The organism is Hydrogenophaga sp., assembly GCF_041913525.1.
GTDB lineage: Bacteria > Pseudomonadota > Gammaproteobacteria > Burkholderiales > Burkholderiaceae_C > Hydrogenophaga.
In genome coordinates, this window is the sequence record NZ_JAYSFD010000017.1 from 1 (window position 1) to 25,959 (window position 25,959).

At 66.2% G+C, this 25,959-nt stretch carries 27 protein-coding genes; 9 read left to right on the forward strand and 18 right to left on the reverse strand.

The features are described 5' to 3' along the window. Positions 1-122 precede the first annotated feature (122 nt). Genes ACE3RQ_RS16700 through metG form a run of 4 tightly spaced genes read right to left on the reverse strand, consistent with a single transcriptional unit; the run spans position 123 to position 3,088 of the window. Entirely contained in the window at positions 123-551 is a 429-nt protein-coding gene (locus ACE3RQ_RS16700; protein ID WP_374523200.1) for a DDE-type integrase/transposase/recombinase, read from the reverse strand. After that, positions 518-736: a hypothetical protein gene (locus ACE3RQ_RS16705; protein WP_374523201.1), complete on the reverse strand. Its 219-nt coding sequence runs from the start codon at positions 734-736 to the stop codon at positions 518-520. The genes ACE3RQ_RS16700 and ACE3RQ_RS16705 overlap by 34 nt, the downstream gene beginning before the upstream one ends. 50 nt (positions 737-786) lie before the next feature. Next, entirely contained in the window at positions 787-1,014 is a 228-nt protein-coding gene (locus ACE3RQ_RS16710; protein ID WP_374523270.1) for a transposase, read from the reverse strand. A gap of 19 nt (positions 1,015-1,033) precedes the next feature. After that, positions 1,034-3,088, reverse strand: a complete 2,055-nt coding sequence (metG, locus tag ACE3RQ_RS16715; protein WP_374523203.1) for a methionine--tRNA ligase — start codon at positions 3,086-3,088, stop codon at positions 1,034-1,036. Positions 3,089-3,246: 158 nt separating this feature from the next. Between metG and apbC the strand changes: the two genes are divergently transcribed. From apbC to ACE3RQ_RS16740, 5 genes are all read left to right on the forward strand, one after another. Continuing rightward, positions 3,247-4,338 carry an iron-sulfur cluster carrier protein ApbC gene (gene apbC, locus ACE3RQ_RS16720; protein WP_374523204.1) on the forward strand — a complete coding sequence of 364 codons (1,092 nt, stop codon included), beginning with the start codon at positions 3,247-3,249 and terminating at the stop codon, positions 4,336-4,338. Positions 4,339-4,433: 95 nt separating this feature from the next. Beyond that, positions 4,434-5,060 (forward strand): DUF3305 domain-containing protein, encoded by a 627-nt coding sequence (locus ACE3RQ_RS16725; protein ID WP_374523205.1) that lies wholly within the window; start codon positions 4,434-4,436, stop codon positions 5,058-5,060. A 2-nt stretch (positions 5,061-5,062) separates the two neighbouring features. Beyond that, positions 5,063-5,716 (forward strand): DUF3306 domain-containing protein, encoded by a 654-nt coding sequence (locus ACE3RQ_RS16730; RefSeq protein WP_374523206.1) that lies wholly within the window; start codon positions 5,063-5,065, stop codon positions 5,714-5,716. After that, positions 5,676-7,757, forward strand: coding sequence for a 4Fe-4S binding protein (locus ACE3RQ_RS16735; protein WP_374523271.1), 2,082 nt, complete (start codon positions 5,676-5,678; stop codon positions 7,755-7,757). Before ACE3RQ_RS16730 ends, ACE3RQ_RS16735 begins: the two co-directional genes overlap by 41 nt. A gap of 7 nt (positions 7,758-7,764) precedes the next feature. After that, complete coding sequence (locus ACE3RQ_RS16740; protein WP_374523207.1) at positions 7,765-8,382, forward strand: molecular chaperone; 618 nt, start codon at positions 7,765-7,767, stop codon at positions 8,380-8,382. A 111-nt stretch (positions 8,383-8,493) separates the two neighbouring features. Here ACE3RQ_RS16740 and ACE3RQ_RS16745 read toward each other — a convergent pair whose 3' ends face one another. The 4 genes from ACE3RQ_RS16745 to ACE3RQ_RS16760 form a co-directional block, all read right to left on the reverse strand. After that, a complete protein-coding gene (locus tag ACE3RQ_RS16745) occupies positions 8,494-8,907 on the reverse strand; it encodes a VOC family protein (RefSeq protein ID WP_374523208.1) in 414 nt (137 codons plus the stop codon). A 168-nt stretch (positions 8,908-9,075) separates the two neighbouring features. Further along, on the reverse strand, positions 9,076-9,711 hold the full coding sequence (locus ACE3RQ_RS16750) for a LysE/ArgO family amino acid transporter (protein WP_374523209.1): 636 nt from the start codon (positions 9,709-9,711) through the stop codon (positions 9,076-9,078). 61 nt (positions 9,712-9,772) lie between these two features. Further along, entirely contained in the window at positions 9,773-10,639 is an 867-nt protein-coding gene (locus ACE3RQ_RS16755) for a hypothetical protein (RefSeq protein WP_374523210.1), read from the reverse strand. Between the two features lie 70 nt (positions 10,640-10,709). Then, positions 10,710-11,651: a LysR substrate-binding domain-containing protein gene (locus ACE3RQ_RS16760; RefSeq protein ID WP_374523211.1), complete on the reverse strand. Its 942-nt coding sequence runs from the start codon at positions 11,649-11,651 to the stop codon at positions 10,710-10,712. Between the two features lie 135 nt (positions 11,652-11,786). Between ACE3RQ_RS16760 and ACE3RQ_RS16765 the strand changes: the two genes are divergently transcribed. After that, positions 11,787-12,311, forward strand: coding sequence for a carboxymuconolactone decarboxylase family protein (locus ACE3RQ_RS16765; RefSeq protein ID WP_374523212.1), 525 nt, complete (start codon positions 11,787-11,789; stop codon positions 12,309-12,311). Between the two features lie 58 nt (positions 12,312-12,369). Further along, positions 12,370-13,332, forward strand: a complete 963-nt coding sequence (locus ACE3RQ_RS16770; RefSeq protein WP_374523213.1) for a Bug family tripartite tricarboxylate transporter substrate binding protein — start codon at positions 12,370-12,372, stop codon at positions 13,330-13,332. 108 nt (positions 13,333-13,440) lie between these two features. On the opposite strand, the gene ACE3RQ_RS16775 is transcribed toward ACE3RQ_RS16770, so the two are convergent. The 8 genes from ACE3RQ_RS16775 to ACE3RQ_RS16810 are packed head-to-tail and all read right to left on the reverse strand — an operon-like array spanning position 13,441 to position 21,181. After that, positions 13,441-14,373, reverse strand: coding sequence for an SMP-30/gluconolactonase/LRE family protein (locus ACE3RQ_RS16775; RefSeq protein ID WP_374523214.1), 933 nt, complete (start codon positions 14,371-14,373; stop codon positions 13,441-13,443). 8 nt (positions 14,374-14,381) lie between these two features. Beyond that, complete coding sequence (locus ACE3RQ_RS16780; RefSeq protein WP_374523215.1) at positions 14,382-15,362, reverse strand: amidohydrolase family protein; 981 nt, start codon at positions 15,360-15,362, stop codon at positions 14,382-14,384. A gap of 33 nt (positions 15,363-15,395) precedes the next feature. Beyond that, a complete protein-coding gene (locus ACE3RQ_RS16785; RefSeq protein ID WP_374523216.1) occupies positions 15,396-16,385 on the reverse strand; it encodes a Bug family tripartite tricarboxylate transporter substrate binding protein in 990 nt (329 codons plus the stop codon). 52 nt (positions 16,386-16,437) lie between these two features. Further along, entirely contained in the window at positions 16,438-17,424 is a 987-nt protein-coding gene (locus tag ACE3RQ_RS16790) for a Bug family tripartite tricarboxylate transporter substrate binding protein (protein WP_374523217.1), read from the reverse strand. 43 nt (positions 17,425-17,467) lie between these two features. After that, positions 17,468-18,547, reverse strand: coding sequence for a cyclase family protein (locus ACE3RQ_RS16795; RefSeq protein WP_374523218.1), 1,080 nt, complete (start codon positions 18,545-18,547; stop codon positions 17,468-17,470). Between the two features lie 20 nt (positions 18,548-18,567). Then, complete coding sequence (locus ACE3RQ_RS16800) at positions 18,568-19,503, reverse strand: NAD(P)-dependent oxidoreductase (RefSeq protein WP_374523219.1); 936 nt, start codon at positions 19,501-19,503, stop codon at positions 18,568-18,570. After that, a complete protein-coding gene (locus tag ACE3RQ_RS16805) occupies positions 19,500-20,183 on the reverse strand; it encodes an RraA family protein (protein WP_374523220.1) in 684 nt (227 codons plus the stop codon). The genes ACE3RQ_RS16800 and ACE3RQ_RS16805 overlap by 4 nt, the downstream gene beginning before the upstream one ends. Positions 20,184-20,209: 26 nt before the next feature. Continuing rightward, on the reverse strand, positions 20,210-21,181 hold the full coding sequence (locus tag ACE3RQ_RS16810) for a Bug family tripartite tricarboxylate transporter substrate binding protein (RefSeq protein WP_374523221.1): 972 nt from the start codon (positions 21,179-21,181) through the stop codon (positions 20,210-20,212). A 123-nt stretch (positions 21,182-21,304) separates the two neighbouring features. Here ACE3RQ_RS16810 and ACE3RQ_RS16815 point away from each other — a divergent pair, with 123 nt between their 5' ends. Then, a complete protein-coding gene (locus tag ACE3RQ_RS16815) occupies positions 21,305-22,099 on the forward strand; it encodes an IclR family transcriptional regulator (protein WP_374523222.1) in 795 nt (264 codons plus the stop codon). 96 nt (positions 22,100-22,195) lie between these two features. After that, positions 22,196-22,612 carry a hypothetical protein gene (locus ACE3RQ_RS16820; protein ID WP_374523223.1) on the forward strand — a complete coding sequence of 139 codons (417 nt, stop codon included), beginning with the start codon at positions 22,196-22,198 and terminating at the stop codon, positions 22,610-22,612. Between the two features lie 330 nt (positions 22,613-22,942). Here the strand turns inward: ACE3RQ_RS16820 and ACE3RQ_RS16825 are convergent, their stop codons facing one another. Both ACE3RQ_RS16825 and ACE3RQ_RS16830 read right to left on the reverse strand, forming a co-directional pair. Continuing rightward, entirely contained in the window at positions 22,943-23,629 is a 687-nt protein-coding gene (locus ACE3RQ_RS16825) for a hypothetical protein (RefSeq protein WP_374523224.1), read from the reverse strand. A gap of 220 nt (positions 23,630-23,849) precedes the next feature. Then, complete coding sequence (locus tag ACE3RQ_RS16830; RefSeq protein ID WP_374523225.1) at positions 23,850-25,922, reverse strand: cache domain-containing protein; 2,073 nt, start codon at positions 25,920-25,922, stop codon at positions 23,850-23,852. Between the last annotated feature and the right edge of the window lie 37 nt (positions 25,923-25,959).

Consider the following 25,959-nt stretch of genomic DNA (forward strand, 5'->3'; position numbering starts at 1 on the left):
TCCACAACCTTGGACTCGCTAACTCAACACTGGTACGTCTAAAGGGGGCAGGTCAAATCGGCCGTCATGTCACGAACTTCCTGTAGCTTGTCGAAGACGCAACAGCCGAGAACCTCGGTGCGTCAGGTCTTGTTGAATCGTTCGACATCGGCGTTTGGCATGGGCTTGCCTGGTTGGATGTGCTGCAGAGTGATGCCCTTGCTCTGAGCCCACTGGGCCAGCGCGCTGGCGATGAACTCTGGGCCGTTGTCTAGGCGAATCGACAGCGACGCACCGCGCACCTCCACCAGTTCGTTCAATTCCCGGATGACACGCACAGCCGGCAGGCTGGTGTCGACCTCGATGCGCAGGCCATCGCGGTTGAACTCGTCGATGACATTGAAGGTGCGGAACCTGCGCCCTGACCACAGCGCATCAGCCATGAAGTCGCAGCTCCAACCCTGGTTGGGTTGGCCTGCGGGGTGTAGGGGCTGTTTGATGCGCGCAGGCAGGCGCTTCTTGCCGCGCCGGGGTAGGTTCAGCCGCAGCTCGCAATACACGCGCCAGAGCACCGTCTTGCCCCAGGGCTGCCCTGGTGGCGGGCACTGTCGTATAGCAGCCCGAAGCCGTGGCGCGGGTTCAGTGCCATGTGGGCCTGGATGAAGGTGATGACCCCGGAGTCGTCGCGTGCAACGGGTCGGTAGCGCAGCGTGGAGCGGGCAATGCCGCTGGTCTGGCAGGCACGTCGCTCGCTCATGCCTTGCTCGGCCACGAGGGCCTGCACGACCAGCTCACGACGCTCCGGGGTTAGAGCTTTCGGTCGACGACATCCTTGAGTGCGTGATGCATGAGCGCCAGGTCGGCGTACATGCGCTTGAGCTTGGCGTTCTCGTCCTGCAGCTGGCGCAGCTGCGCCAGCTGCGAGACGGTCATGCCCGAGAACTGGCTCTTCCACTTGTAGTACGTCGGCTCGCTCACGCCGTGCCTCCTGCACGTCTCGCCGACCTTCGCACCCAACTCGACCTCCTTAAGGATGCCGACTGATCGCGCAGGCTCAGCGCACGCGCATGCCGGGCTGGGCGCCCGGCCAGGGGTTGAGCACGTAGATGCCGGGTTCGGCCTTCTCGTCGGCGTGGCTGGCGGCCAGCACCATGCCTTCGCTCACGCCGAACTTCATCTTGCGTGGCGCCAGGTTGGCCACCACCACGGTGAGCTTGCCCACCAGGTCGGCCGGCTGGTAGGCGCTGGCGATGCCGCTGAACACGTTGCGCGTGCGGCCTTCGCCCACGTCCAGCGTGAGGCGCAGCAGCTTGGTGGAGCCCTCCACCGGCTCGCAGTTCACGATCTGCGCGATGCGCAGGTCGATCTTGGCGAAGTCGTCGATGGAGATGGTCTCGGCGATGGGCTCGCCGCCGGGCACGGTCTTCTCGGGCTCGGGCGCGGCCGGGGGCTCGAACAGGGCGTCGAGCTGCTTCACGTCCACGCGCTGCATCAGGTGCTGGTAGGGCTGAATGGCGTGGCCCGCGCCCAGCAGGCGCTGCGCATCAGCGAACACCAGCGGGGCCGACTGCAGGAAACCTTCGACGCTGGCGGCCAGCGCCGGCAGCACCGGCTTGAGGTAGAGGGTGAGCAGGCGGAAGGCCTCGATGCAGGTGGTGCACACATCGTGCAGGCGCGCGTCCTGGCCTTCTTGCTTGGCCAGTTCCCAGGGCTTGTTCTGGTCGACGTAGGCATTGACCTGGTCGGCCAGGGCCATCACCTCGCGCAGGGCCTTGCCGTATTCGCGCGATTCGTACAGCGCGGCCACCGCGTCGGCCTTGGCTTGCAGGGCTTGCAGCAGGGCCTGGCCGTCGGCCGAGACGCTGCCGAGTTGGCCACCGAAGCGCTTGGCGATGAAGCCGGCGGCGCGGCTGGCGATGTTCACGAACTTGCCGATCAGGTCGCTGTTGACGCGCAGCATGAAGTCGTCGCGGTTGAAGTCCACGTCTTCGTTGCGCGCCGAGAGCTTGGCGGCCAGGTAGTAGCGCAGCCACTCGGGGTTCATGCCGAGCTGCAGGTACTTCAGCGGGTCAAGGCCGGTGCCGCGGCTCTTGCTCATCTTCTCGCCGTTGTTGATGGTGAGGAAGCCGTGCACGAACACCGCGTTGGGCACCTTGCGGCCGCTGAAGTGCAGCATGGCGGGCCAGAACAGGGTGTGGAAGGTGATGATGTCCTTGCCGATGAAGTGGTACTGCTCGGTGGCCGGGTCTGCCATGAAGGCATTGAAGTCGCGCCCGGTCTTGCCCAGGTAGTTTTTCAGCGAGGCCAGGTAGCCCACCGGAGCGTCCAGCCACACATAGAAGTACTTGCCCGGGGCGTCGGGAATCTCGATGCCGAAGTAAGGCGCGTCGCGGCTGATGTCCCAGTCGCCCATCTTGGGCTTGCCGTCCTCGCCGGGCTCGATCCACTCGGTGATCTTGTTCAGCACCTCGGGCTGCACCGCGCCGCTGTTGGTCCAGGCCTTGAGGAAATCGAGGCAGCGCGGGTCGGACAGCTTGAAGAAGAAGTGGTCGGAACTCTTGAGCACCGGCTTGGCGCCAGAGAGGGCCGAGTAGGGGTTCTTCAGTTCGGTGGGGGCGTACACCGCGCCGCACACCTCGCAGTTGTCGCCATATTGGTCTTTCGCGCCGCACTTGGGGCACTCGCCCTTGATGAAGCGGTCGGGCAGGAACATGCTCTTCTCGGGGTCGAAGAACTGCTCGATGGTGCGGGTCTCGATCAGGCCATTGGCCTTGAGGGCGAGGTAAATCTCTTGCGCCAGTTCGTGGTTCTCGGGCGCGTCGGTGCTGTGCCAGTTGTCGAAGGCGATGTGGAAGCCGTCGAGGTAGGGCTTGCGGCCAGCGGCGATGTCGGCCACGAACTGCTGCGGTGTTTTGCCGGCCTTCTCAGCGGCGATCATGATGGGGGCGCCGTGGGCGTCGTCGGCGCCGACGAAGTTCACCTCGTGGCCCTGCATGCGCTGGAACCGCACCCAGATGTCGGCCTGGATGTATTCCATGATGTGGCCAATGTGGAAATGGCCGTTGGCGTAGGGCAGGGCGGTGGTGACGAAGAGGCGGCGCTGGCTCATGGCATGTGCTTTCTTGGGCGGAACCCGCAATTTTAGGCGGGCGCAAGACCGCACAGGGTCTGCGTGAATCGCCGGGCCCGGGCAGAGTCGGTAGACTTGGCGCCCGCCCCCTGGCACCCACTACAAGCAAGACAACCCACCTCCCGGAGCCATCCCCCATGCCCGTCGATTCCCAGGCGCTGCTCAACGCGCTGCAAACCGTCCAGGACCCCAACACCGGGCGCGACTTCGTCACCACCAAGGCCCTGAAGAACCTGCAGGCGCAAGACGGCGACGTGTCGTTCGACGTGGAACTGGGCTACCCCGCCAAGAGCCAGTTGCCCGGCCTGCGCAAGGCGCTGATCGCCGCGGCCAAGTCGGTGCCGGGCGTGGAGAACGTGTCGGTCAACCTGAGCACCCGCATCATTGCGCACGCCGTGCAGCGCGGCGTGCAGCTCATGCCCAATGTGAAGAACATCATCGCCGTGGCCTCGGGCAAGGGCGGCGTGGGCAAGAGCACCACCGCCGTCAACCTGGCGCTGGCCCTGGCCGCCGAGGGCGCCAAGGTGGGTGTGCTTGACGCCGACATCTACGGCCCCAGCCAGCCCATGATGCTGGGCATCGAAGGCCGCCCCGAGAGCGCCGACGGCAAGACCATGGAGCCGCTGGAGAACTTCGGCATCCAGGTCATCTCGATCGGTTTCCTCATCGACCGCGACGAGGCCATGATCTGGCGCGGCCCCATGGCCACCCAGGCATTGGAGCAACTGCTGCGCCAGACCAACTGGAAAGACCTCGATTACCTGATCGTGGACATGCCGCCCGGCACCGGCGACATCCAGCTCACCCTGAGCCAGCGCGTGCCGCTCACGGGCGCCGTCATCGTCACCACCCCGCAAGACATCGCCCTGCTGGACGCGCGCAAGGGCATCAAGATGTTCGAGAAGGTGGGCGTGCCCATTCTGGGCATCGTGGAAAACATGGCGGTGCACGTGTGCGAGAAGTGCGGCCACGTGGAGCACATCTTCGGCGCCGACGGCGGCAAGAACATGGCCGCCGAGTACGGCATGGACTACCTGGGCGCGCTGCCGCTGAACATGAGCATTCGCGTGCAGGCCGACAGCGGCCGGCCCACCGTGGTGGCCGACCCCGAGGGCGAGATCGCTGGCCTGTACAAGGGCGTGGCCCGCCAGGTGGCCATCAAGATCGCGGCCAAGGCCAAGGATTTCTCGTCCAAGTTCCCGTCCATCAAGATCTCCAAGGACACCTGAGTCGGGGTATTCCCTGGCTTGGCGGGGCGCACCGCGGGGTCAAGGCCCAGCGGTGCTGCACCCCGGGGGGTGATGGCGTACAGTCTCGCCCTCGTATGTCCGACACCCATACCCCCACCCCATCGACACGCCCCGCCCTGGAGGTGGACGTGGTCATGCGCCGCGAGCCGGTGGACGGCCCCATGGCCCGCTGGCAGCCCTGGCGCTGGGTGCTGGCCGACGTGCTGCTGCACGCCACGCCCGACGAAACCAACCTGCTGGACGCCGATACCGAACACGAGCCGCAGGCCGTGGAGCCGGTGAACGCCGCCGGGGCCGACCCGCGCGCCAGCCACTGGCTGTTCCCGCGCCACCGGGTGGAGCTGTTCCGCGATGACGCCGAGGGCTATTACCTCAACCTCAGCAGCCCCAACCCTTGCTTCTGGGTGTTCTGGCGCGCCGACGACGAGCGCCTGCTCGATGGCGAGCCCATGGCCGTGCCCCAGATCGTGACCCTGAGCTACCACGACGCCGGCCGCTGGCTTGACGCGCAAGAGCGCGTGGACCAGGTGCCCGCGCCCGACGAGGTGGTGGACTGGCTGCGCGCCTTCGTGGACACCACCTACGTGCCCGAGCCCAAGAAGCGCAAGCGCCCCGAGAGCTTCAAACCCCTGACCGACCGCTTCGGCAACCCGGTGCGCATCAGCACCGACAAGCGCCGCGGCCCGCCACCCGGAGCCTGACCATGGCCCAGGACAACGAGAGCTTCTTCTCGCGCTGGTCGCGCCGCAAGGCGCAAGACCGGGTGGGCCAGCCGGTGGCGGCTGAGCCGGTGACACCAGCGCCGGTCGAGCCGCCGCCCAAGCCGGTGGCCGCAGCGCCCGTGGCACCGGCCCCCGCGCCAGCGGCCGAGCCTGCCCCGGCCCCCGCGCCCACGCTGGACGACGTGGCCCAGCTCACGCCCCAGGCCGACTTTTCGCCCTTCGTGGCCAAGACCGTGCCCAGCGAGGTGCGCAACGCCGCGGTGAAAAAGCTGTTCGCCGACCCGCACTTCAACGTGATGGACGGCCTGGACATCTACATCGACGACTACACCAAGCCCAGCCCGCTCTCCCAACTGGAGCTGGCCAAGATGGTGGGCGCCCAGTTCCTGAAGCTGGTGGACGAGCCCCAGGAAAAAGCCGCCGCCACCGAAGCGAACCCCGACACCCAGGCACAGACGGCCACCGAAGCCGCCGCCGAACCTGCCCCGGCCAGCGACCCGGTCGCCGCCGACACCGACCTGCCCGCGCAGGCCACCGAACCGCCCCAGCCCCTGCCCCACGATGACCACGCTGATCTGCAACTGCAACCAGACCATGCCCCTGAACGCGAAAGCCCTGGGGGACGCGCTGGATGAAGACCTGACCCTGCACACCACGCTGTGCCGGCGCGACGCACCGGCCTTCCAGCGCGCCACCCGCAGCAGCGACGAGCTGGTGGTGGCCTGCACGCAAGAAAGCCGCTTGTTCACCGAGCTCTCGCAAGAGACCGAAGGCGCCGTGTCGCTGGACGTGCGGCCCATCCGCTTCGTGAACATCCGCGAAACCGGCGGCTGGGGCCGCGAGGCCAAACAGGCCACGCCCAAGATGGCCGCGCTGCTGGCCGCCGCGCGCCTGCCCGACCCCGAGCCGGTGCCCACCGTCACCTACAAGAGCGAAGGCCGCCTGCTTATCATTGGCCCGCTGGAGCGCGCCGAGGCCATGGCCGCCCTGGTGAGCGACGCGCTTGACGTGACATTGCTGGCCACCGGCGGCAGCGGCCAGCAGGCGCGCCAGTACCCGGTGATCGCCGGCGAGCTGCAAAGCCTGCGCGGCTGGCTGGGCGCTTTTGACGTGGTGGTGAGCAGCCGCAACCCGATCGACCTTGACCTGTGCACCCGCTGCAACGCCTGCGTGGCCGCCTGCCCCGAAGGCGCCATCGGCCTGGACTACCAGATCGACCTCTCGCGCTGCCAGTCGCACCGCGCCTGCGTGAAGGCCTGCGAGGCCGTGGGCGCCATCAACTTCCAGCGCGACGCGCAAGAGCGCGAAGAGAAATTCGACCTTGTGCTTGACCTGCGCGCCGCGCCCGGCTTCACCCAGCACGCGCTGCCCCAGGGCTATGTGCACCTGCCGCCCGCGGCCGACGCCTTGGCCCAGGTGCGCGCGGTCACGCAGTTGCGCGACCTGGTGGGCGAGTTCGAGAAGCCCAAGTTCTTCACCTACAAACAAAAGCTCTGCGCTCACGGCCGCAACCAGACCGTGGGTTGCAGCGCGTGCGTGGACGTGTGCTCCGCCTCGGCCATCAGCAGCGACCTCAAGCGCCAGCAGATCGTGGTGAACCCCAACCTCTGCGTGGGTTGCGGCACCTGCACCACCGTGTGCCCCACCGGCGCCATCAGCTACGCCTACCCCCGCGCCAGCGAGCAGGGCGTGAAGCTGCGCACCCTGCTGGCCACCTACGCCAAGGCCGGTGGCAAAGACGCTGCGCTGCTGCTGCACAGCCAGCAGGCCGGCGCCGAGCTGGTGAACGACCTGGGCCGCCTGGCCCAGCTCGACAAGACCGTGCGCGGCGTGCCCGCCCGCGTGATCCCGCTGCCGCTGTGGCACACCGCGTCCACTGGCATCGACCTGTGGCTCACCGCCTTTGCCTACGGCGCCTCGCAGGTGTGGGTGCTCATGACCGGCGAAGAAGCGCCGCAGTACTTTGATGCCCTGCGTGAGCAGATGGCCGTGGCCGAGTCCATCGTGCAGGCCCTGGGCTACAGCGGCCAGCACTTCAAACTCATCGAAGTGCGCGACGCGCGCGACCTGGCCGCGCTCGACGCCGAGCTGGCCGAGGCCCCGGCCCAAGGCGTCACCAAGGCCGCCAGCTTCGCCGTGCAGCCCGAGAAACGCGCCACGCTCGACCTGGCGATTGACCACCTGCTGCACGACAGCGCTACCCGCGCCAACCGCACGAGCGATGCCGCCATTGCGCTGCCCGCGGCCTCGCCCTTCGGCACCCTCAACATCAACCGCGACGCTTGCACCTTGTGCCTGAGTTGCGTCAGCGCCTGCCCGGCCAGCGCCCTGCAAGACAACGCCGAGCGCCCGCAACTGCGCTTCATTGAGAAGAACTGCGTTCAGTGCGGCCTGTGCGCCACCACCTGCCCCGAAAACGCCATTGAGCTGCAGCCGCGCCTGCTGCTCACCGAGCAGCGCCGCCAGCCGCGCGTGATCAACGAGGCCGAGCCCTACCGCTGCATCCGCTGCCAGAAGCCCTTCGGCACGCTCAAGGGCATCGAGGCCATGCTGGGCAAGCTGACGGGCCACAGCATGTTCCAGGGCCAGGCCCTGGAGCGCTTGAAGATGTGCGGCGATTGCCGCGTGGTGGACCTGTACACCAACCCGAACGAAACAAAAATCTCCGACCTCTGAGCCGACCATGCAAGAACGCATCCCCGTCTCCTCCGCCCTCGACGAAGAAACCGCCCGCGCCGAGGTGTATGGGCTGCTGGCCGCCATGTACTACGCGCCGCCCAGCCCTGAGCTGATGGGCCAGCTTCGCGTGGCCGTGACCGAGGCCCCCGCCGCCGGGGGTTTTCTGGAAGAGCCCTGGCGCCTGGTGGTGGGTGCGGCCCGCGACCTGAGCGACGCCGACGTGGCCGACGAGTACGACGCGCTCTTCGGCGGCGTGGGCAAGCCCGAGGTGTTTCTGTTCGGCTCGCACTACCTCAGCGGCTTTCTGAATGAGAAGCCACTGGCCCAGTTGCGCGGCGACCTGGCCGCGCTGGGCCTGGCCCGCGACGAGGCCATGCCCGAGACCGAAGACCACGTGGCCTATGTGTGCGAGGTGATGCGCTACCTGATCGCCGGTGACGACGTGGAAGTGGCCAACCTCACGCAGCAGCAAAAGTTCTTCAGCGCCCACGTGCAGCCCTGGGTGACCCAGATGTGCGACGCCATCGAAGCCCACCCCAAGGCCCGCTTCTACGCCGCCCTGGCCGGCTTCACCCGCGCCTTCGTCAGCGTGGAGGCTCAGGGCTTCGACATGCTGGCCTGAGGGCCAGGGCAGACGGGGCTACGCGAGATCCGAAAGCCCCACCAGCGATCGTCGGCCCCAGGTGTGCAGCGGTTGAGCCCGCGCGGGCTGTATCCGCGCCTCTCGTATGGCTTATTCGGGGAGGTGGCAGACCGCCTCGATGTTGTTGCCCTCAGGGTCAATGACGAACGCCCCGTAATAGTTCGCGTGGTAGTCCGGCCGAAGCCCGGGGGGGCCGTTGTCTTGTCCGCCAGCGGCAATCGCCGCGCGGTAGAAGGCGTCCACTTGTGCACGGGTTTGGGCTTTCCAGGCGAGGTGGCAGCCCGAGGTGGCAGCCGGGCCGCCGTAGGGTGAGGGCCCGTCGATGAACCACACATCCGCCTTCTGGCCGTCGGGTTCGGCGGCGTCTGGGTAGGCCAGCCCCAGGATGTTCGACCCGTACTGGCCTTCGAAACAGATGGAATAGCCCAAGGGAGCGAGGGCGGCAGAGTAAAAGGCCTTGGCGCGAGCGATGTCGGTCACGCGAAACGTCATGTGGTCAAGCATGTGGGGCTCCTGGAGCTGGATGGATGTGCGGGATTGCACATCCAAAATACTGTACATAAATACAGTTATTACTACAAGAGATTTATTCGCTGTGTTCGGCAGCACGACAGACCAACGAGCCAGAAATGCCCGTATACAAGGTCATGCAGAGCTTGCTGCCACCCCTTTTTAAGCCGCGCGCCAAGGGTAGTCGGCTGCCAGTTTGGTGGCCAGCGTCAGCATGGACGCGGCGACGATCAAGTCGAGCAGTTGCCAAGCCCTTCGATGGCGAAAGGCCGGGGCAGCTATGCGCGACCCTATCGCCAGAAACACGAACCACGTGAATGAGGCGGCCATGGCGCCGGCGGCAAAGCCAAATTTGGCTGGGCCGATCTTCAGCGCGCTCAATGAGCCGATCACCAGTACGGTGTCCAGCCAGGCATAGGGCGTGAGCAGGGAGTGGAAAAGGGCGGCTTTGATCACTTGACGATTGGTTCCGGCCGATGGCGCCGACACCTTGTCGAAAGGTGCGCCGTCGGCGCTACCTCGGATGGCCAGAAGCGCTTTGACGCCGAAGTAGGCCAAGTACGCAATGCTGAAGACCATCGTGAGCGTCATCAGCCATTGGTGCGAGGTGAGTGCCGCGCCGAGGCCCAGCACGCCCAAGGAAATCAGCAGAACATCGGCCAGCGAACAGATGGCAATCAGTTCCAAGGCGTTGTGTCCGTGCATGGTGTTGCGGATGACAAAGACGTCCTTAGGGCCAAGGGCAACCAGCAAGCCTGCGCCCAGTAGCATGCCCTCAATGAAGGACCAGACCACCATCTCTCCTCCGGCTTTTTTTGAACTGTGTCCAAGAGCTTGCTAATTGGGTGCGGCAATGGGATCAAACCAACGGTAGATTGCCGAAAGCCACATGGCTCTCATTTGCCTGATCAGCGATAGAGATGCAGTTTTTACCTAGAAGAGTTGTATAGGGTCTACTGAGGTCGGGTATTGCAAAGTACACAATTGAATTTCGGGTAAGTCGAACATTCGGCTTGCGCACCGCGTGATACATGGGTGCAATTTGTCCATCCGACAGGGTGGTCAGCAGGGACCCAGTGATAGCAAGAATCTCATCGTCTTTGAGATAGATCGGCGTCTCTTCATCATCCAAAAATAGAACCAGTCCATCGCGGTTAGGTTTGATTAGCGTTAGCAAATGACCATCCTCGTGTCGGTCTTGAAGGTACTCACGCGCGCTGTCATGGAGTTGACTCTCATACATGCAGAGTTGCAGGTACGAGTTGCTCCTTAGCATTAGTTCCTCCCTGCTATGGAAGAATGTCCAAATCTCTTTGATGAGATTTTGTGCGAGTGACCACATATGGAGCTCGGAAGCGGCGATCTCCCCAAAAAGAGGCTCATTTGCGAACGGATGCGCCTTGTACATCGCTGCGTATTTTTGCCAGTAACAAAAGCGATCGCAGAGATCGGCATTGTTTGTGTACTTGGCGTGTTCGCCGCCTTGAGGGAGAAAGCCGCTTGTGGTCTGGGGAAAGCTGAAGGCCGTGCGCTCTTCCATTGATACGCGATTGATTTTGTCAAGGCATGCCCAAGTCGATGCCAGGGCCGCCTCGTGGAGCTTGAGTATGGCGAACCCTTGGGTAATGAGCGAAATGGCTGGTGTGCGAAGTGGTTGGCCGCTCGATGCTGGTGCCTTGAGATCGTTCGGCTGATTGGCCAATACTTCCTTGTCAACTACTTTCACTTTTACTCCCTGATGTCTATATAGGAAGCATGAAGTTTAACTTAAGTATTAAAAAATAAGGGCATCGCGTTCACCGCTTGCGCGAAGAGGGCGGCAGCAGCCAGCCCGGGTACTTGCCCATCAGTTCGGCGCTCACGCTTCGCACCAGGTCCATGGCGGTCTGGGCCACGGCGCTGGGGTGGCCCAGGCGGCGGGTGACGATGCCCACCGAGCGCAAAGGGCCGTCCACGATTTCGCTGGTTTGAATGCCGGCCATGCCCAGGATGGGCATCACCCCCAGGTAGGGCAGCACCGCCACGCCCACTTCCTTCTTCACCAGGCCAGCCACCGTGGCCACCTGGTCCACCTGCATCTTGGGCCGGTACTCAATGCCGCGCTGCAGGTAGGCCGCGCTCATGTAGCGCATGGCGGTGCTGGCGTCGGTGAGGGTGATGAGGGGCAGGGCCAGCAGCTCGTCCAGCCGCATTTGCGGGCGCACCTGCTTGCGCCACTTGCCGCCGGCCAGCAGCACGAAGCGGTCGCGCAGCAGCTCTTCGTATTGCAGGTCGGGGTGCGAGGGCGCCACCGAGGCCAGCGCGAAATCGGCTTGGTGGTTCAGCAGGCGCTGCAGGCAGGCGCTGTTGGCGCAGTCGTGCAGGGTGATTTGGGGCGTGGGCGTTTGCCGCTCGAGTGCGGCGCACACGGCGGGCAGCACCACGTGCGCCAGCGAGGGCCAGGCGGCGATGGACAGTTGTGCGGCCTCGCGCTCGGCCGATGACTGAAACCGCTTCAGCCCCGCCTCGAACTCGCCCAGCACCGAGCGCGCCACCACCGCCATGCGCGCCCCCGAGGGCGTGAGGCGCACGCTGCGCGTGGTGCGCTCAAACAGCGTGAGGCCGAGTTCTTCCTCCAGCTCTTGAATGGCCTTGCTGAGCGAGGGCTGCGAGATGAAGAGCTGCTCGGCCGTCTTGCTGAAGTTGAGCGATTCCGACAAGGCCAGGAACAGCCGCAGTTGCTTGGGCGAGATATTCATTCCGTCGGCCGATAAATCAATATCAAAAAAGAATTTCAAAAATATATCAGCCGCCACCAGAATCGGCCCACCCAAGCCCGGCCGCCCACGTGGCGCCAGGGCAGACCACCCGATTCGACAAGCAAGGAAGTTTTCGTGGCCCGTATCCCTTACGCCGACTGCACCCGCGACGCCGTGCGCCCCCTGGCCGAGCGCATCATTGCCGAGCGCGGCAACCTGCTGCACCTGTACCAGATGCTCATGCACAGCGGGCCGGTGGCCGAGGGCTGGCTCACCTACCTCACGGCCATTCGCCAGAAGACCACGCTCTCTGGCGCGCTGCGCGAGCTGATCATCATGCGGGTGGCCCTGCTGAACAACGCCCCTTATGAGGCCGACCAGCACGCCCCCATCGCCCTGCGCGAGGGCATGACCCAGGCCCAGCTGGATGCCCTGAACGACTGGGCGAACAGCCCGCTGTTTGACGCGCAGCAGCGCGCCGTGCTGGCCTACACCGACGCCATGACCCGCCAGGTGCAAGTGCCTGATGCCGTGTTCGCCGAGCTGGCCGCGCTGCACTCGCACGAGCAGATCGTGGAGATCACCGCCACCGTGGCCGCCTACAACATGGTCTCGCGCTTTCTGGAGGCGCTGCAGATCCATTCGCACGACGCCCGCTGACGCTGAGGCCGAGCCGCCGCGCCATCCCCCTTTCCCCACCAGAACCAGGAGACACACCATGAAATTCAAAGCTAGCCTGATTGCTGCCCTCTTGTTGCCCCTGGCCGCCCTGGCCCAGGACGCCTGGCCCAGCCGCCCCATCACCTTCGTGGTGCCCTTCCCCCCGGGCGGCCCCACCGACCTGATGGCCCGCCTTATTGCCCAGCCCCTGTCCAAGCGCCTGAACACCACGGTGGTGGTGGACAACCGCGCCGGCGCCAGCGGCAACATCGGCACCGGCCAGGTGGTGCGCGCCAAGCCCGACGGCTACACCATCTTGCTGGCCGCCAGCGGCAACCTCTCGGCCAACCAGTACCTCTACCCCAAGCTGGGTTTTGACCCGGTGAAAGACCTGACGCCGATCGTGCAGATCTCCAAGTTCCCGCTGGTGCTGGAAGTGGCCGAGAACAGCAAGATCCGCAGCTTCAAAGACTACGTGGACGCCGCCCGCCAGCCCAACAACCGCCTCACCTTCGGCTCGGCCAGCAACGGCACGCCGCAGCACCTGGGCGCCGAGCTGTTCAAGGACATGGCCAAGGTGGACATCACCCACGTGCCTTACAAGGGCGCCGGCCCGGCCATCACCGACCTGATGGGTGGCCAGATCAGCAGCATGTTCGACATCCTGGGCAGCTCGATCCAGCACATCAAGAGCGGCAAGCTGCGCCCCCTGGCCGTGACCACCAAGAGCCGCTCGCCCATGCTGCCCGACGTGCCCTCCATCAGCGAACTGGGCTACCCCGAATTTGAGTACTACGCCTGGCACGGCATCTCCACCACCGCCGGCACGCCCAAAGCCATCGTCAACCGCCTGAACGCCGAGGTGCGCGCCATCTTTGCCGACCCCGCGTTCAAGGAGAAGTGGCTGGAGATCGGCTCTGAGGTGGTGGTGGGTACGCCTGAGCAGTTCGAGGCCCTCATCAAGACCGAGGCCCGCAAGATGGAGTCGCTCATCAAGGGGCTGAACATTCAGCTCGATTGATCGAGCATCGGTAAGAGAGCAATCGGGGCCCCTTGGGGCCCCGATTTTTTGGGTGCGCCGTTTGGCTTGACTGGCCTGCGAGACCGGCCATGCCCGGTGTCGGGCCGATCAAGTGCGAGGCTGGGCGGTCCCGGCGTGCACCGGGCCTCCTGGGTGGCCCATGGGGTGGAAAAGGATCGTGCCGCTGGTCGATTCGGTGCAGTACAGCGTCTGGCGGTCCGGCCCGCCGAAGGCCAGGTTGGTGAGGGAGGTGCCGGTCTGCGCGCGCAGCACCTGCACCGGCTCGGCCCGGTGGTTGAGCACCCACACATAGGCCAGGCCCGGGTTGGCCACCAGCAGTTGCCCGGCGCTGTCCATGGCCAGACCATCCGGCCCGCTGGGGCCGTAGGACGTGAAGAACTGCCCGGCCTTGGACACACCGCCATCGGCCAGCAGTGGCATGCGCCACACGCAGTTGCCTCGCGTGGCGGCGACGAACAGAAACTTCTCGTCCAGCGACAGCACGATGCCGTTGGGGCTGGGCACGTTGGCCAGCAGCAGGTCCAGCCGACCCGTCGGGCTGAGCCGGTAGACACGGCCCGTGGGGTCGTGCAGACCGGTCTGGCCCTGGTCGGTGAAGTACAGATTGCCTTGCGAATCGAAGGTGAGGTCGTTCAGGCCCTTGAAGCTCTCGGTGTTGCGCCGGCCCAGGTAAGGCCGCACCGCGCCGCTGCGGCTGTCCACCACCATCAGCCCGTTGCGGTAGTCGGTCACCAGCAACTCGGTAGCGTTGAGGAACTTCATGCCGTTGGGCTCGCCGTCCCACTGCGCCACCAGGTCCCATTCGCCTTTGGGGTCGATGCGGAACACGCGGCCGAACGGAATGTCTGTCACGTAGAGGTTGCCGGCGTCGTCGAACACCGGGCCTTCGAGGAACGAGTCCACCTCTCGCCCGCCCATGTTGGCCTCGCTCCACACCGTGCGTTGGCGTTGGCGGAAGCGCGCGGGCAGGGTGCTGAAGACGTCGAGCGTGCGGACTTCGGGTGGTTGGAGCAGGAACATGGCAGGCCTCAGAAAGCGTAGAGCTTGGCGGGGTTGTCGACCAGTATGCGCTGGCGGATGGCGGCGGTGGGCGCCCAATCGTCCAGCAGGTTCAGCAGCGCCGCGTCGTCGGGTTTCTCGTTGGCCTTCTTGGTCGGGTGTGGCCAGTCGCTGCCCCAGAGCATGCGCTCGGGGGCCAGGCCGATCAGGGCACGCGCGACCACGCCCACGTCCGACAGATCGGGCTGTTTGCTGGTGAGATAGGCGCCCGAGAGCTTGAACCAGGCCTTGTCGCTCTCCAGCAGGCGCGCGTAGAGCGCGAACGCCGGGTGCTTGAGGCCTTGCGGTTGTGGCAGTTGGCCCATGTGGTCGAACACCACCGGGCAGGCCAGGCGCTGCAAGGTGTCGGCCGCCGCCAGCAGGCGGTCGGCGTTGCCGTTGACTTGCAGGTGCCAGCCCAGCGGGGCGATGCGGCGGGACAGCGGCTCCATCATGTCGGCGGTGACACCGACCAGGAAGCTCAGGTTGAAGCGGAGGCCGCGCACACCCGCGGCGTGCAGGTCGCGCAACTGGGCATCGGTCACGCTGGTGTCCACCACGGCCACGCCGCGCGCGCCCGTGCCAAATGCCTTGAGCGCGTCAACCAGCAGGCGGTTGTCGGTGCCGTAGGTCGAGGGTTGCACCACCACGTTGCGCTGCAGGCCCAGGCGCTGCTGGAGCAGGCGGTAGTCGGCCACGCTGGCGTCGTCGGGCAATAGCGTGGCCGACGGGTGGGCCGGGTAGCGGCGGTCGTAGATGTGGTGGTGGCAGTCGCAGGCCAAGGCGGGCAGGGCAAAGCGCGGCACCTCGGTGCCGGCGGAGTGTGGCACGGTGGTGGGCTGGGGTTGCGGCGCCTGGGGCGCACGCGGGGCGGGGGCGGTGGCACAGCCGGCAAGGCCGGCCAGCGAGACGGCGCCGCCCAGGGCGGCCACGAACTGGCGGCGGACGGTGTCAATGGGCATGGGCTTCATGGTGCGTCTCCTGTTGTCTTTCTGGGGTGTGTCTTAGTCGACCTTGAGCTTGAGTTGCTGGGCGATCTGGGTCCAGACGGCGGTCTCGCGGGCCACGTCTTGCGCGAAGGGGTCGCCACACTGCACCTGGGGTTCCATGCCCAGCGAGCGCAGCTTGTCGGAGCCGGCGGCCGAGGTCGCGTAGGCGCGTGCCTCGCGTTGCAGCAGGGCCATGACCGGCTCAGGCGTGGCGGCGGGGGCCAGCAGGCCGTACCATGCGTTGGCCGCGTAGTCCTTGAAGCCGGCCTCGGCAAAGGTGGGCACACCGGGCAGTTGGGCCGAGCGCTGCGGGTGGGCCAGGGCCAGCGCGGTGAGCTTGCCTGACTTGATCAGCGGCAGCACCGAGCCGAGCGTGGCGAACGAGGCATCGACCTGACCGGCCATCACATCGGCCACGGCGGGGGCGGCGCCCTTGTAGGGCACATGGGTCAGTTTCACGGCGGCTTGTCGGGCGAACAGTTCACTGGCGAAGTGCACCGAACTGCCCATGCCCGGCGTGGCGTAGGTGATGCCCAGTGGCGCTGCCCTGGCGCGTTCGACGAACTCGCCAAGGCTCTTGACTGGCAGCGACGGGCCGACCACCAGCACCGTGGGCGCACTGGCGATGCGGCACACCGGCTTGAACGAGCGCACCGCGTCGAACTTGATGCGCTCGCTGTACAGGGCCGGGATCATGGTGTGGTTGGTCGCGGCCATCAGCAAGGTGTGGCCGTCGCTGGCGTTGGCCACGGCTTCTGCCGCGATGATGGTGTTGGCCCCGGGCCTGTTGTCCACCACCATCGCTTGCCCCAGGCCCTTGCCGGCTTGCTCGGCGAAGCCGCGGGCCACCACGTCGGTGGGGCCGCCGGCGGCAAAGCCCACCACCAGGCGCACCGGTTTGGCGGGCCAGGCGGGTGTCTGGGCCCAGGTGCTGCTCAGCGGGGTGATCAGAAATGTCAGGCCGAGTGCGGCCAGGGCACGGGCGTGCCCAAGGTGTTGTTGCATGCTGGTCTCCGAGGGGTGGCAATGGGGCGCGATGGCGCGGCCCCTGCGGTGCTTATTGCTTTTCGAAGGCGGTGTTGGCGGCAACCCTGCCCCAGGCGTCGGTGCTGTCCTTGAGCATCCGGCCGAAGGCTTCCGAACCGATCTGGCGCGCCTCGGCACCCATGCCTTCGGCGAAGGTCTTCATGTCGGCGCTGGCCATGGCGGTGGCGACTTCCTTCTGCAGACGGGCCAGCACGTCCGCCGGTGTGCCCTTGGGCGCCCACAGGCCGGTCCAGTTCACCACCCCGGGCCACTTGACGCCGGCCTCGGTAAAGGTGGGCACGTCGGGCAGGGCGGGCAGGCGCTTGTCGCCACTGACGGCCAGCAGGCGCATCTTGCCGCCCTTGACGTTGCCCATGAGGCCAGTGGTGGAGGCGATCTGCATGTCGATGGTGTTCGACAGGATGGCGGTCGTGGCCTCTCCTGCCCCCTTGAACGGGATGTGCATGAAGTTCACCCCCGTGGCGATGCCCAGGGCCTCGGTCGCGAAGTGCGGCGTGGTGCCCGGCCCGCCAGTGCCGTAGCTCACCTTGTTGGCTTCGCGTTTGGCTTCAACCAGCAGGTCGTTCAGGGTCTTGAAACGGGACTGCGCGTTCACCGCCAGGCCCATGGGCGCGAACACGAACGCGCTCACGGGGACCAGATCGGCCTGCGGGTCGAAGGGCAGCTTTTTGAAGATATGGGGCAGCAGCGAATGGGTGGTGTCGTTGGCCAACAGGGTGTAGCCGTCGGGCTCGGCCTTGGCTGCCAGGCTGGCGCCGATGGTGCCGGTCGCGCCCGGTTTGTTTTCTACGTAGAAGCTCTGGCCGGTCTGTTCGGTCAGCTTCTGCGCCATCTTGCGGGTGACCACGTCCACCGCGCCGCCAGGGCCATAGGGCACGATGATGCGAACCGCCTTGGCGGGCCACGCGGGCTGGGCCTGGGCCAGGGGAGCCAGGGCGGCCATGGCCAGTGCGGCGCTGAAGGCCAGGAGGGAGCGGCGGGTGTTATTGGGGTTCATGGTTGTCTCCAAGGGTGATTGAAACCGGAATCGGTGGGCACCGTCAGACGGTGGCGATCGGGGTGGCTGGTGAGCCCACCGCCCCCGGCAGGCGCAGCGGCGGCGCCGTGAGCAGAAAGCGGCTGCGTCCGTGTTGGCGCAGCCAGCGCGCGAGTTCGGTGAGGTACCAAAGCTCGCCCAGGTGGATGCCGTTCTTGAACAGGCAGTGTTCGTGCAGCGGCAGGCGGGGCTGACGCAGCGGCTGACCGGCTTGTGAGGTGCTGGCGAGCTTGGGCACCACCAGCTCCACCGCCGGGTTATCGGCCAGCAGGCAGGCCAGGCGGCTGTCGGTGATCCAGTTGAGCAAACGCGCATCGTGTCCGTCGAGACCGCTGCCAGTGGCGTGCAGCCGCGCCACGTCGGGTTGGCGGTTCATGGACAGCAGGGTGTCGGCAAAGCCGGTGTGCAGGCAGACCATGTCGCCGGGCTCGACCACCACGCCGTCGGCGTCAAGCACGCGCATGAGCGCGTCGTAGCCCACGGCCTGCCGCTGGCGGCCGATGTGGTGTTCCAGGTCGATCATCACGCCGCGCCCCTGCACGCCGTGGGCGGCCAGGCCCGCGATGTCCAGCGCGCCGGCCTGTGGCCCGGGGTAGCGCGCCCAGGGCGCAGTGGCCTGCGGGTCTTCCTGCGCGGGGCGGATGGCGTCGCCCGCGCGGTGGCCGTTGTAGAACACCGCCTCGGCCACGCCGTCGCCGTCGGCATCGAAATGGCTGCCGACATGGGCCAGGCTGTCCCACTGCGTGGAGTACTGCAGGCTCATCAGCACCACGTCATCGTTGATGACGTCGGTCAGGTCCGGGTCTTCGCCCTGGTACGACCAGCAGAACCCCTGCTGCCCGGCGCTCTTGCCGTCGCGCAGCACGCTGTAGCGGCGCGGCGGCATGCGCCGTGGGTTGAGGGCCTGGCCGCCCGGTACGTCCAGGGGCAGTGACAGGCAGAAGGTCTGGCCGGTTTGGACCTCGGCCACGCCTTGCAGCACCTTGGCCGCGTTCACCAGGTTCATGCGACCAAGCTGGTCGTCGGCACCAAACTCACCCCAGTGGCTGCCTGGGGGAGACTGTTGCCAGCGTGGTGTGCTCATGGTGGTCTGCGGGCTGAGGCTCAGGCCGTGGCGGTGGCCGTGCGCAGCACCGCCAATGTGTTCTGCACCGCCGCCACGCCCATGTTCACATAGGCATCGCTGGTCACGCCACCAATGTGCGGGCTGAGGATGAAGCCCGGCTGGCCGTGGAAGATGTGCGGCACGGTCATGGGCTCGACGGCGAAGCTGTCCAGCCCCGCCATGCGCACCTGGCCCGACTGCACCGCGGCCAGCAGCGCGGGCTCGTCGATCAGGCCGCCGCGCGCCGTGTTCACCACGATCACGCCCGGCTTGCAGCGCGCCAGGGTTTGCGCGTTGAGCAGGCCCTTGTTCTCGGGCGTCAGCGGGCAGTGCAGCGAGATGGCGTCGGCGTCGCGCCAGATCGTCTCCAGGTCCACCGCCGTCACGTACCCGGGCAGGTTCTTGGCGAACGGGTCAAAGCCGATCACCCGCATGCCCATGGCGTCGGCCATCTTGGCAAAACGCAGGCCGATGGCGCCCAGGCCCACCAGGCCCACGGTGCGGCCGCCCAGCTCCAGGCTCTTGTGCGTGGCCTTGTCCCAGTGGCCGTCGTGCATGCGCTGGTTCAGCTGCACCACGGACTTGGCGCAGGCCAGCAGCAGGGCCAGGGCCTGTTCGGCCACGGCGGCGGCGTTGGCGCCCACGGCGGCCGTGACCGCGATGCCGCGTTCGGCGGCGGCCGCCTTGTCGATGGTGTCGGTGCCGCTGCCGTGTTTGGAGATCACGCGCAGCGCAGGTGCCGCGTCCATGGCCTCGGCGTTCACGCCGCTGTAGCGCACGATGATGGCCACAGGGTTGTGCTGGCGCGCCAGCGCCACCACGTCGGCCTGCGTCGGCGCCTTTCCGGCAAAGACCACCTCATGGTCTGAGAGCAGGGCCAGGGCCTGTGGCGCCAGGTCGGCGGCGGTGATCAGGATGACGGGCTTGTGGCTCACAAGGTTTCCCCTTCCTTCAGCACACCGGCCGCGACCAGCGAGGCCGTCAGCCACGCAGCCGAGGTGTTGCCCTGCTGGATTTGCGCGATGCGCTTGGCTTCGGCTTGCACCTTGTGCTCGGCCAGCGGCAGCAGGCCGGGCAGCGCCTCGCGCTCGATCACCACCACGCCGTCGCCGTCGCCGATGACGAAGTCGCCGGGGTGCACCGTCACGCCGCCCACGCTGACCGGGTGGCCGATGCGCCCGCCGTTGTTCTTGGTCGGGCCGTTGGGGTTGGTGCCCACCGAGAAGACCGGGTAGTCCATCTCGTCGATCTCCAGGCTGTCGCGCACCGCGCCGTCCATCACCACGCCGGCCAGGCCGAGCTGGCGGCAGGCGGTCATCATGATGGTGCCCATCAGGGCCGAGGTCTGGTCGCCCTTGCCGTCGATCACCAGCACGTCGCCGGGCTTGGCCAGCGCCATGGCGGCGTGGATCATGAGGTTGTCGCCAGGGCGCACCTCGATCGTGAAGGCCGGCCCGGCCACCTTCATGCGCGGGCGCAGGGCTTGGATGCGGCCATGCAGCGCGCCGCGGCGGCCGTTGATGTCAGAGAAGATCGCCGGCTGGTACCGGGCGGCTTGTGCCACCAGGTCAGGGGCGACGCGGGGAAAGTCTTTGATGATGTCGGGCTGGGACATGTCGGGTGCTCGTTCGGTGAAGGAAATCAGTCCAGCGTGGCGCCGGAGGCTTTGACGATCGGGGCCCAGCGCGCCAGGTCGTTTTTGATCGTCGTGGCGAAGGTTTCTGGCGAGCCGCCCAGCACGTCGGCGCCCTGGTCGCTCAGCTTCTTTTTGACGTCGGGCGACTGCAGGGCCTTGTTGAACTCGGCGTTGAGCAGCGCGACGATGTCTTTCGGGGTGCCAGTCGGGGCCACGAAGCCGAACCAGGTGACGGCCTCAAAGTCTTTGACGCCCGACTCGGCGATGGTGGGCACCTGGGGCAGGTCATCCACGCGTTTGAGCGAGGTCACCGCGATCGGGCGCATCTTGCCGTTCTTGATGTAGCCGATGAGGGTGGGCACCGACGACAGGTACAGGTCCACGCGGCCGCTGACCACGTCGGTGGAAGCCTGAGCGGCGCCCTTGTAGGGCACGTGGGTGAACTCGACGCCGGCCGACTTCTGGAACAGCACGCTGGCCAGGTGCGCCACCGTGCCGTTGCCGGAGAAGGCCATGTTCAGCGAACCCGGTTTGGCCTTGGCGGCCGCTACCACCTCGCCAAGCGTCTTGAAGGGCGAGGTTTCACCCACCACCAGAACCAGCGGGGCGCTGGCCACCAACCCGATCGGTGCCAAGTCCTTCACCGAGTCGTACGGCATCTTCTTGTACAGGGTCGGGTTGATCGCCAGGTTGCTGGTCTGCCCCAGGCCGATGGTGTAGCCGTCGGCCGGGGACTTGGCGACTGCGTCGATGCCGATGTTGCCGCCGGTGCCCGGGCGGTTCTCGACGACAAAGCTCCAGCCCTTGCTGGCCTGCACTCGGCTGGTCACTTCGCGGGCGATCAGGTCGGTGCCGCCCCCGGCCGGGAAGGGAACGATGACCTTGATGGGCTTGGCAGGGTAGGCCTGGGCGAAGGCGGCGCCCGTGGCGAGCAACAGGCTGGCGGCGGCCAGGGCTTGGCGGCGGGAAAGTGGCATGTCTTGTCTCCAGATGTCGGTGGAAGTTGTCGGCCGCTGGTCAGTGCCACGGCTGGAACGGACTGTACGGAGGTGTTTCGCTCAATACAATGTGGTTTCAATAGTTGAAACCAAGGCCGTCAAATGAAACCCACCCGAAAGTCCGCCGAGGCGGTAGATGCGGCAGACAACGACACCAGCACCGGCAGCGTGACCGCCGTGGTGCGGGCACTTCGCCTGCTTGAGAGTTTTGGCATGGACGATTCACAGCTCACGCTGGCGGAGATGAGCCGACGCACCGGCATGCACAAGACCACCACGCTGCGCCTGGCCCGAACGCTGGCGGCCGAGCACTACCTGGTGCAGAAAGAAGACGGCAGCTGGCGCCTTGGCCGAGCGGCGGGCTGGCTCGGGGCCTGTTACCAGGCGGTGTTCGACGTGCACGAGATCGTGGAGCCGGTGTTGCGTGCGCTGACGGTCAAGACCGGGGAAAGCGCGTCGTTCTACGTGCGCGAAGGCCAACAGCGCCAATGCCTGGCGCGGGTGGACGGGCCGCAGACCATCCGCCACCACGTGCGCGTGGGCATCGGCCTGCCGCTTGACCTCGGCTCGCCGGGGCGGGTCATCCTGGCGTTTTCAGGTGAGCCGGGTGAGCCCTACGAGTCGATCCGACGGCGAGGCTTTCACCTCTCGATGGGCGAGCGCGAGCCCGAAGTCTCCAGCGTCTCGGCACCCGTGTTCGGCCTGAACTGGCGGCTGCTGGGCTCGGTCTGCATCTCGGGGCCCACCTCACGCCTCACGGAGGAGCGCCTGCACGAACTCGCGCAGACCGTGATGACCGCCGCCAACGAACTGTCCTACGCCATCGCCGGAACGCGGCGGACCACCGCGGCACCCGGGGGCGGCGCCACCTGGTTTCCTCGGTCGTCCGCCATGTGAAGCATTGGGGGCTGCGTCGCACGCAACACGCCGCGGCCCTTGCCCATTCGCACAGGCATTACCCTACCCCGGCCCCCACACACACCCACATTCCCCATGAGCGATTGGAAAACCCAGCAGATGATCAAGGCCTCGGGCTGGCCAGAGACCCCCGACGCCTTGGCCATTGGCGCCAACTTCAACCAAGCCACGCCCAGCGGCCTGGTCCCCTTTCACTGGGCCTGCGAGCACGGCAAAACGGGCCTTGTCCGACACATGATCGCCCACGGCGCCAACGTGGCCGACGTCTCGGCCGACGGCAAGAGCATGCTGGAGTTGGCCTTGAACGCCCGTGACTTCCAGTCACTGATGCTGTTGATCGATCAGCTCAAAGCCACCGGTGCGCCGCCACCCGGCGAGCCAATGAAAGCGCGCCTGACCCAGGCCTTCAGTGGCGGCCACCCCGACGCACACAACCGCCTGCTGCAAACCTTGCGCGATTGGGAGCGAATCGCGCGAAAGAACAGGGGCTGAGGGCACGCACATCGGGACATGCCTTGGTCGGCTTCGATCTGGTGACGGCGATGGACCGGGGCCGGCTGCGGTTACGGGGTTGTAAGAGGTGAGGGACTGGTATGGGGACCGGGCGGAAACAACGGCGTATTGCCATGAGGCCGGGTTTTTAGTCAGGCAGGCGACGACTTCAGGCTGTGAGCGGTCCCATGGTTTGCCACTGATCAAAAGCTGCTCTCGACCCAATGCGAACATCCCGAGGAAATAAAAGCGGACGCTCAACATAGAAATGATCGGCGGACCATGGCCACGCGATAGCGTTCCGCGAGACCTTCCGTTTCGACTGCCGAGTTAGGCATCGTGCGCGCCATCTTCCTTCGCCGCCGGGACCTCGATCTTTCGCGACCTCTGTGCGATGCCGGCAACGAGTGCGTTGAAGCCGATGATCAATTGTCCCAGGCTGTGATTATGAAAGGTGATTGGCTTGGAATAGTCATTTCGCGGAGCGTAGATCGCAAGCACCGTCGGGAAATCCGCGCCCCAAGCGCGCGTCTCAGCTAGCAAGTAGCTATGCTTGTACGAATTTGATAGTTCCACGAGAACATCCGCAAATTCCTCGTTCGGATGGATGTAATCAGCGACAAGTGCAGCGCCGAACGGAGTCGGCTTCCCGGATCGGAACAGTGCTCCATAGCTGTCAACCTCGATTCGCCGCGTCCTCACGACTTCCTCTTCCTTCAAGCGACAGTAGAGCGACATGACGAGGTCATCAAGCACTCGTCGCATTGACAGGAGCATGGATTCAACCGTAAAAAAGTATTCGTGCAGTTGCTGAGATTGATAAGCGACAGTCGCTGCGTTGACTAATGACGCAATGTGCCGAAGGCGGTTCTCGACCTCAACGGCAACGAGCATGCCGTTGATTAGTCCCGGGATTCTCGGAGGCTGGGGAAGTCGAAAAGCACTGTGCTGCTCCACCACGTACGGCGGCTTCGAATCGACCCCTGAATAGAATGTGCGTTCTGTCACGGTGCTCATTTGCGATTTCTAAGAATTCGAAGCAAACCGTCGCCATATGTGATCGGCGTTTGACGGTGAAATTCGGCAGATTCTAGGAATGCCGCCCACCAACGCCCATCCCCCAAATGGGGGGAATGTCCGTTTTCGGGATATGGCGGCCGACGACCGCTCCTGGATGGTCGCAGTCAGCCTGCGGACTTGGGCCGATGACACCTTTCGTTGCAAACCATCCACCCCCTCACCCCACCCCCGGCCGTCCATCCCCCGTCCCCACCGCCGCCGGCGCTTGCGCCTCCGTCAGCAGCGTCACCGTGAACACCGCCCCCGTGCCATCGCCCCGGTTGCCCGCGGCGATCTGGGCGCCGTAGCGTTCCAGCAGGCCCTGGCTGATCCACAGGCCCAGGCCGTTGCCGTCGTTTTTGGTGGTGAAGAAGGGGCGGAAGAGGCGGGCGAGGGCTTGGTCGCTGAGGCCGGTGCCGGTGTCGAGTACGCGCAGCTCGGCGCCTTGGGGGGTGTCTTGGGTTTGCAGGCAGAGTTCGCCGCCTTCGGGCATGGCCTGAATGGCGTTGATGAGCAGGTTGATGATGACTTGCTGCAGCTCTTGCCGGTTGATGCCCACGCGGTGGGTGGCGGCCAGTTCGCGTTTCACGGTGATGCGGGTCTGGCTGAGCAGGTGGCCCACCAGCACGAGGCTGTCGTCCACGGTGCGGTTGAGGTCCAGCGTTTCCACGTAGCCGGCGTATTCGGTGGGGCGGGCGTATTGCAGCAACTGGGTCACGATCAGGCGCATGCGCTCCACTTGCTGGTCAAGCAGGCGCAGCTCGTCGCGCACGGGCTCGGCGTTGGGGCCCAGGTCTTCGCGGATGAGGTCAAGGTTGCCCTGCATCACCGCAATGGGGTTGTTGATTTCGTGGGCGATGCTGGCGGTGAGCTGGCCGATGGCGGCGAGCTTTTCGCTTTTCACCAGTTGCTGCTGGGCCTGGCGCAAGGCGGCGTTGCTGGCTTCGAGTTCGCGGGTGCGCTCGGCCACTTTCAGGTCAAGCTGGTCGGCCCAGCGGCGCAGGGCGGCGGTTTTTTCGTCGATCACGTCGAGCAGGTGGTCGAGGTGGCCGGCCAGGGCGCCCAGTTCGTTGCGCGCGGGCAGGGTGCCCACGCGGGCCTGGGTGTCGCCTTCTTCCACGGCTTGCATGGTGCGGTTCATGCGGGCCACGGGCTCGAAGATGGCGCGCGCGAAGCGCAGCGAGAACCAGGCCGAGGCCACCATGGCCAGCGAGAAGATCAGGCCGATGGCGCCCAGCACGGCGTAGCGCACCAGCCGAAAGGGCGCTTCGGTGAAGCCCACGTAGAGCATGCCGATGCGCTGGCCGGCGGCGTCCACCAGGGGTTCGTAGGCGGACACGTACCAGTCGTTCACCACGAAGGCGCGGTCCAGCCACACGCGGCCTTCGTTGAGCACGCGCTCGCGCACGGTTTGCGACACGCGGGTGCCAATGGCGCGCTCGTCTTGAAAGAGGCGCACGTTGGTGGTGATGCGCACGTCGTCCAGAAAGAGGGTGGCCGTGCCCTGGCTGCCGAAGGGCAGGGCGTCGTCGGGGTAGACGATGCGGTTGATGTGGTCGATGAAATCGAGGTTCTGGTTCAGCAGCAGGCCGCCGCTGAGCAGGGCCACGGTGTGGCCTTGGGCGTCTTTCACGGGCAGGGTGGCCAGGGCCACCAGGGCGCGCTCTTCGGTGCTGCGCTCGGTGGGCGTGGCGTTGAGCGTGGGCACCAGGGGAATGTGCAGGCGCGACATGAGGTGCGGCGCCAGGGCCTGCAGCGCCTCGGCCGGCAGCACCAGCAACTGGGCGCGGGCGCGCTGGTGCGGGCTTTGCACGGTGTTGGCCAGGGCCGCGGGCATGGGCGGCATGGGGGTTTGCAGGGCTTGCGCGCTCAGGCCGGCGGGCAGGGCGCGGGCCAGGGGGCGGCCTTGCAGGTCGTGCAGGGTGAGAAAGTCAAGCGAGAGGCGGGCGCTGGCGTCGGACAGCGTGGCGTTGAGGCCTTGCCCACGGCGCATGGCGGCCACCAGGTCTTGTGAGCCGGCCACGCCTTGCGTGCCCGAGCCCACTTCGCTGATCACCTGTTCAAAGTAGCCCTGGGCCACCGCCAGGTCTGAGCGCACCTTGGTAATGAGCAGTCGGTCGTAGGCCACGTTGGTCCACGCAGCCAGGGCCACCACCAGCAGCGGAAAGGCCACCAGCAGCGGCAGCAGCGCCATCACCAGCAGTTGCCGGCGCACCGACGCGCCGATCCAGCGGGATGGAGTGAGCCGCATCAAGCCAGCTCTCCGGTGCGCAGGGCTTTGTTCAGGA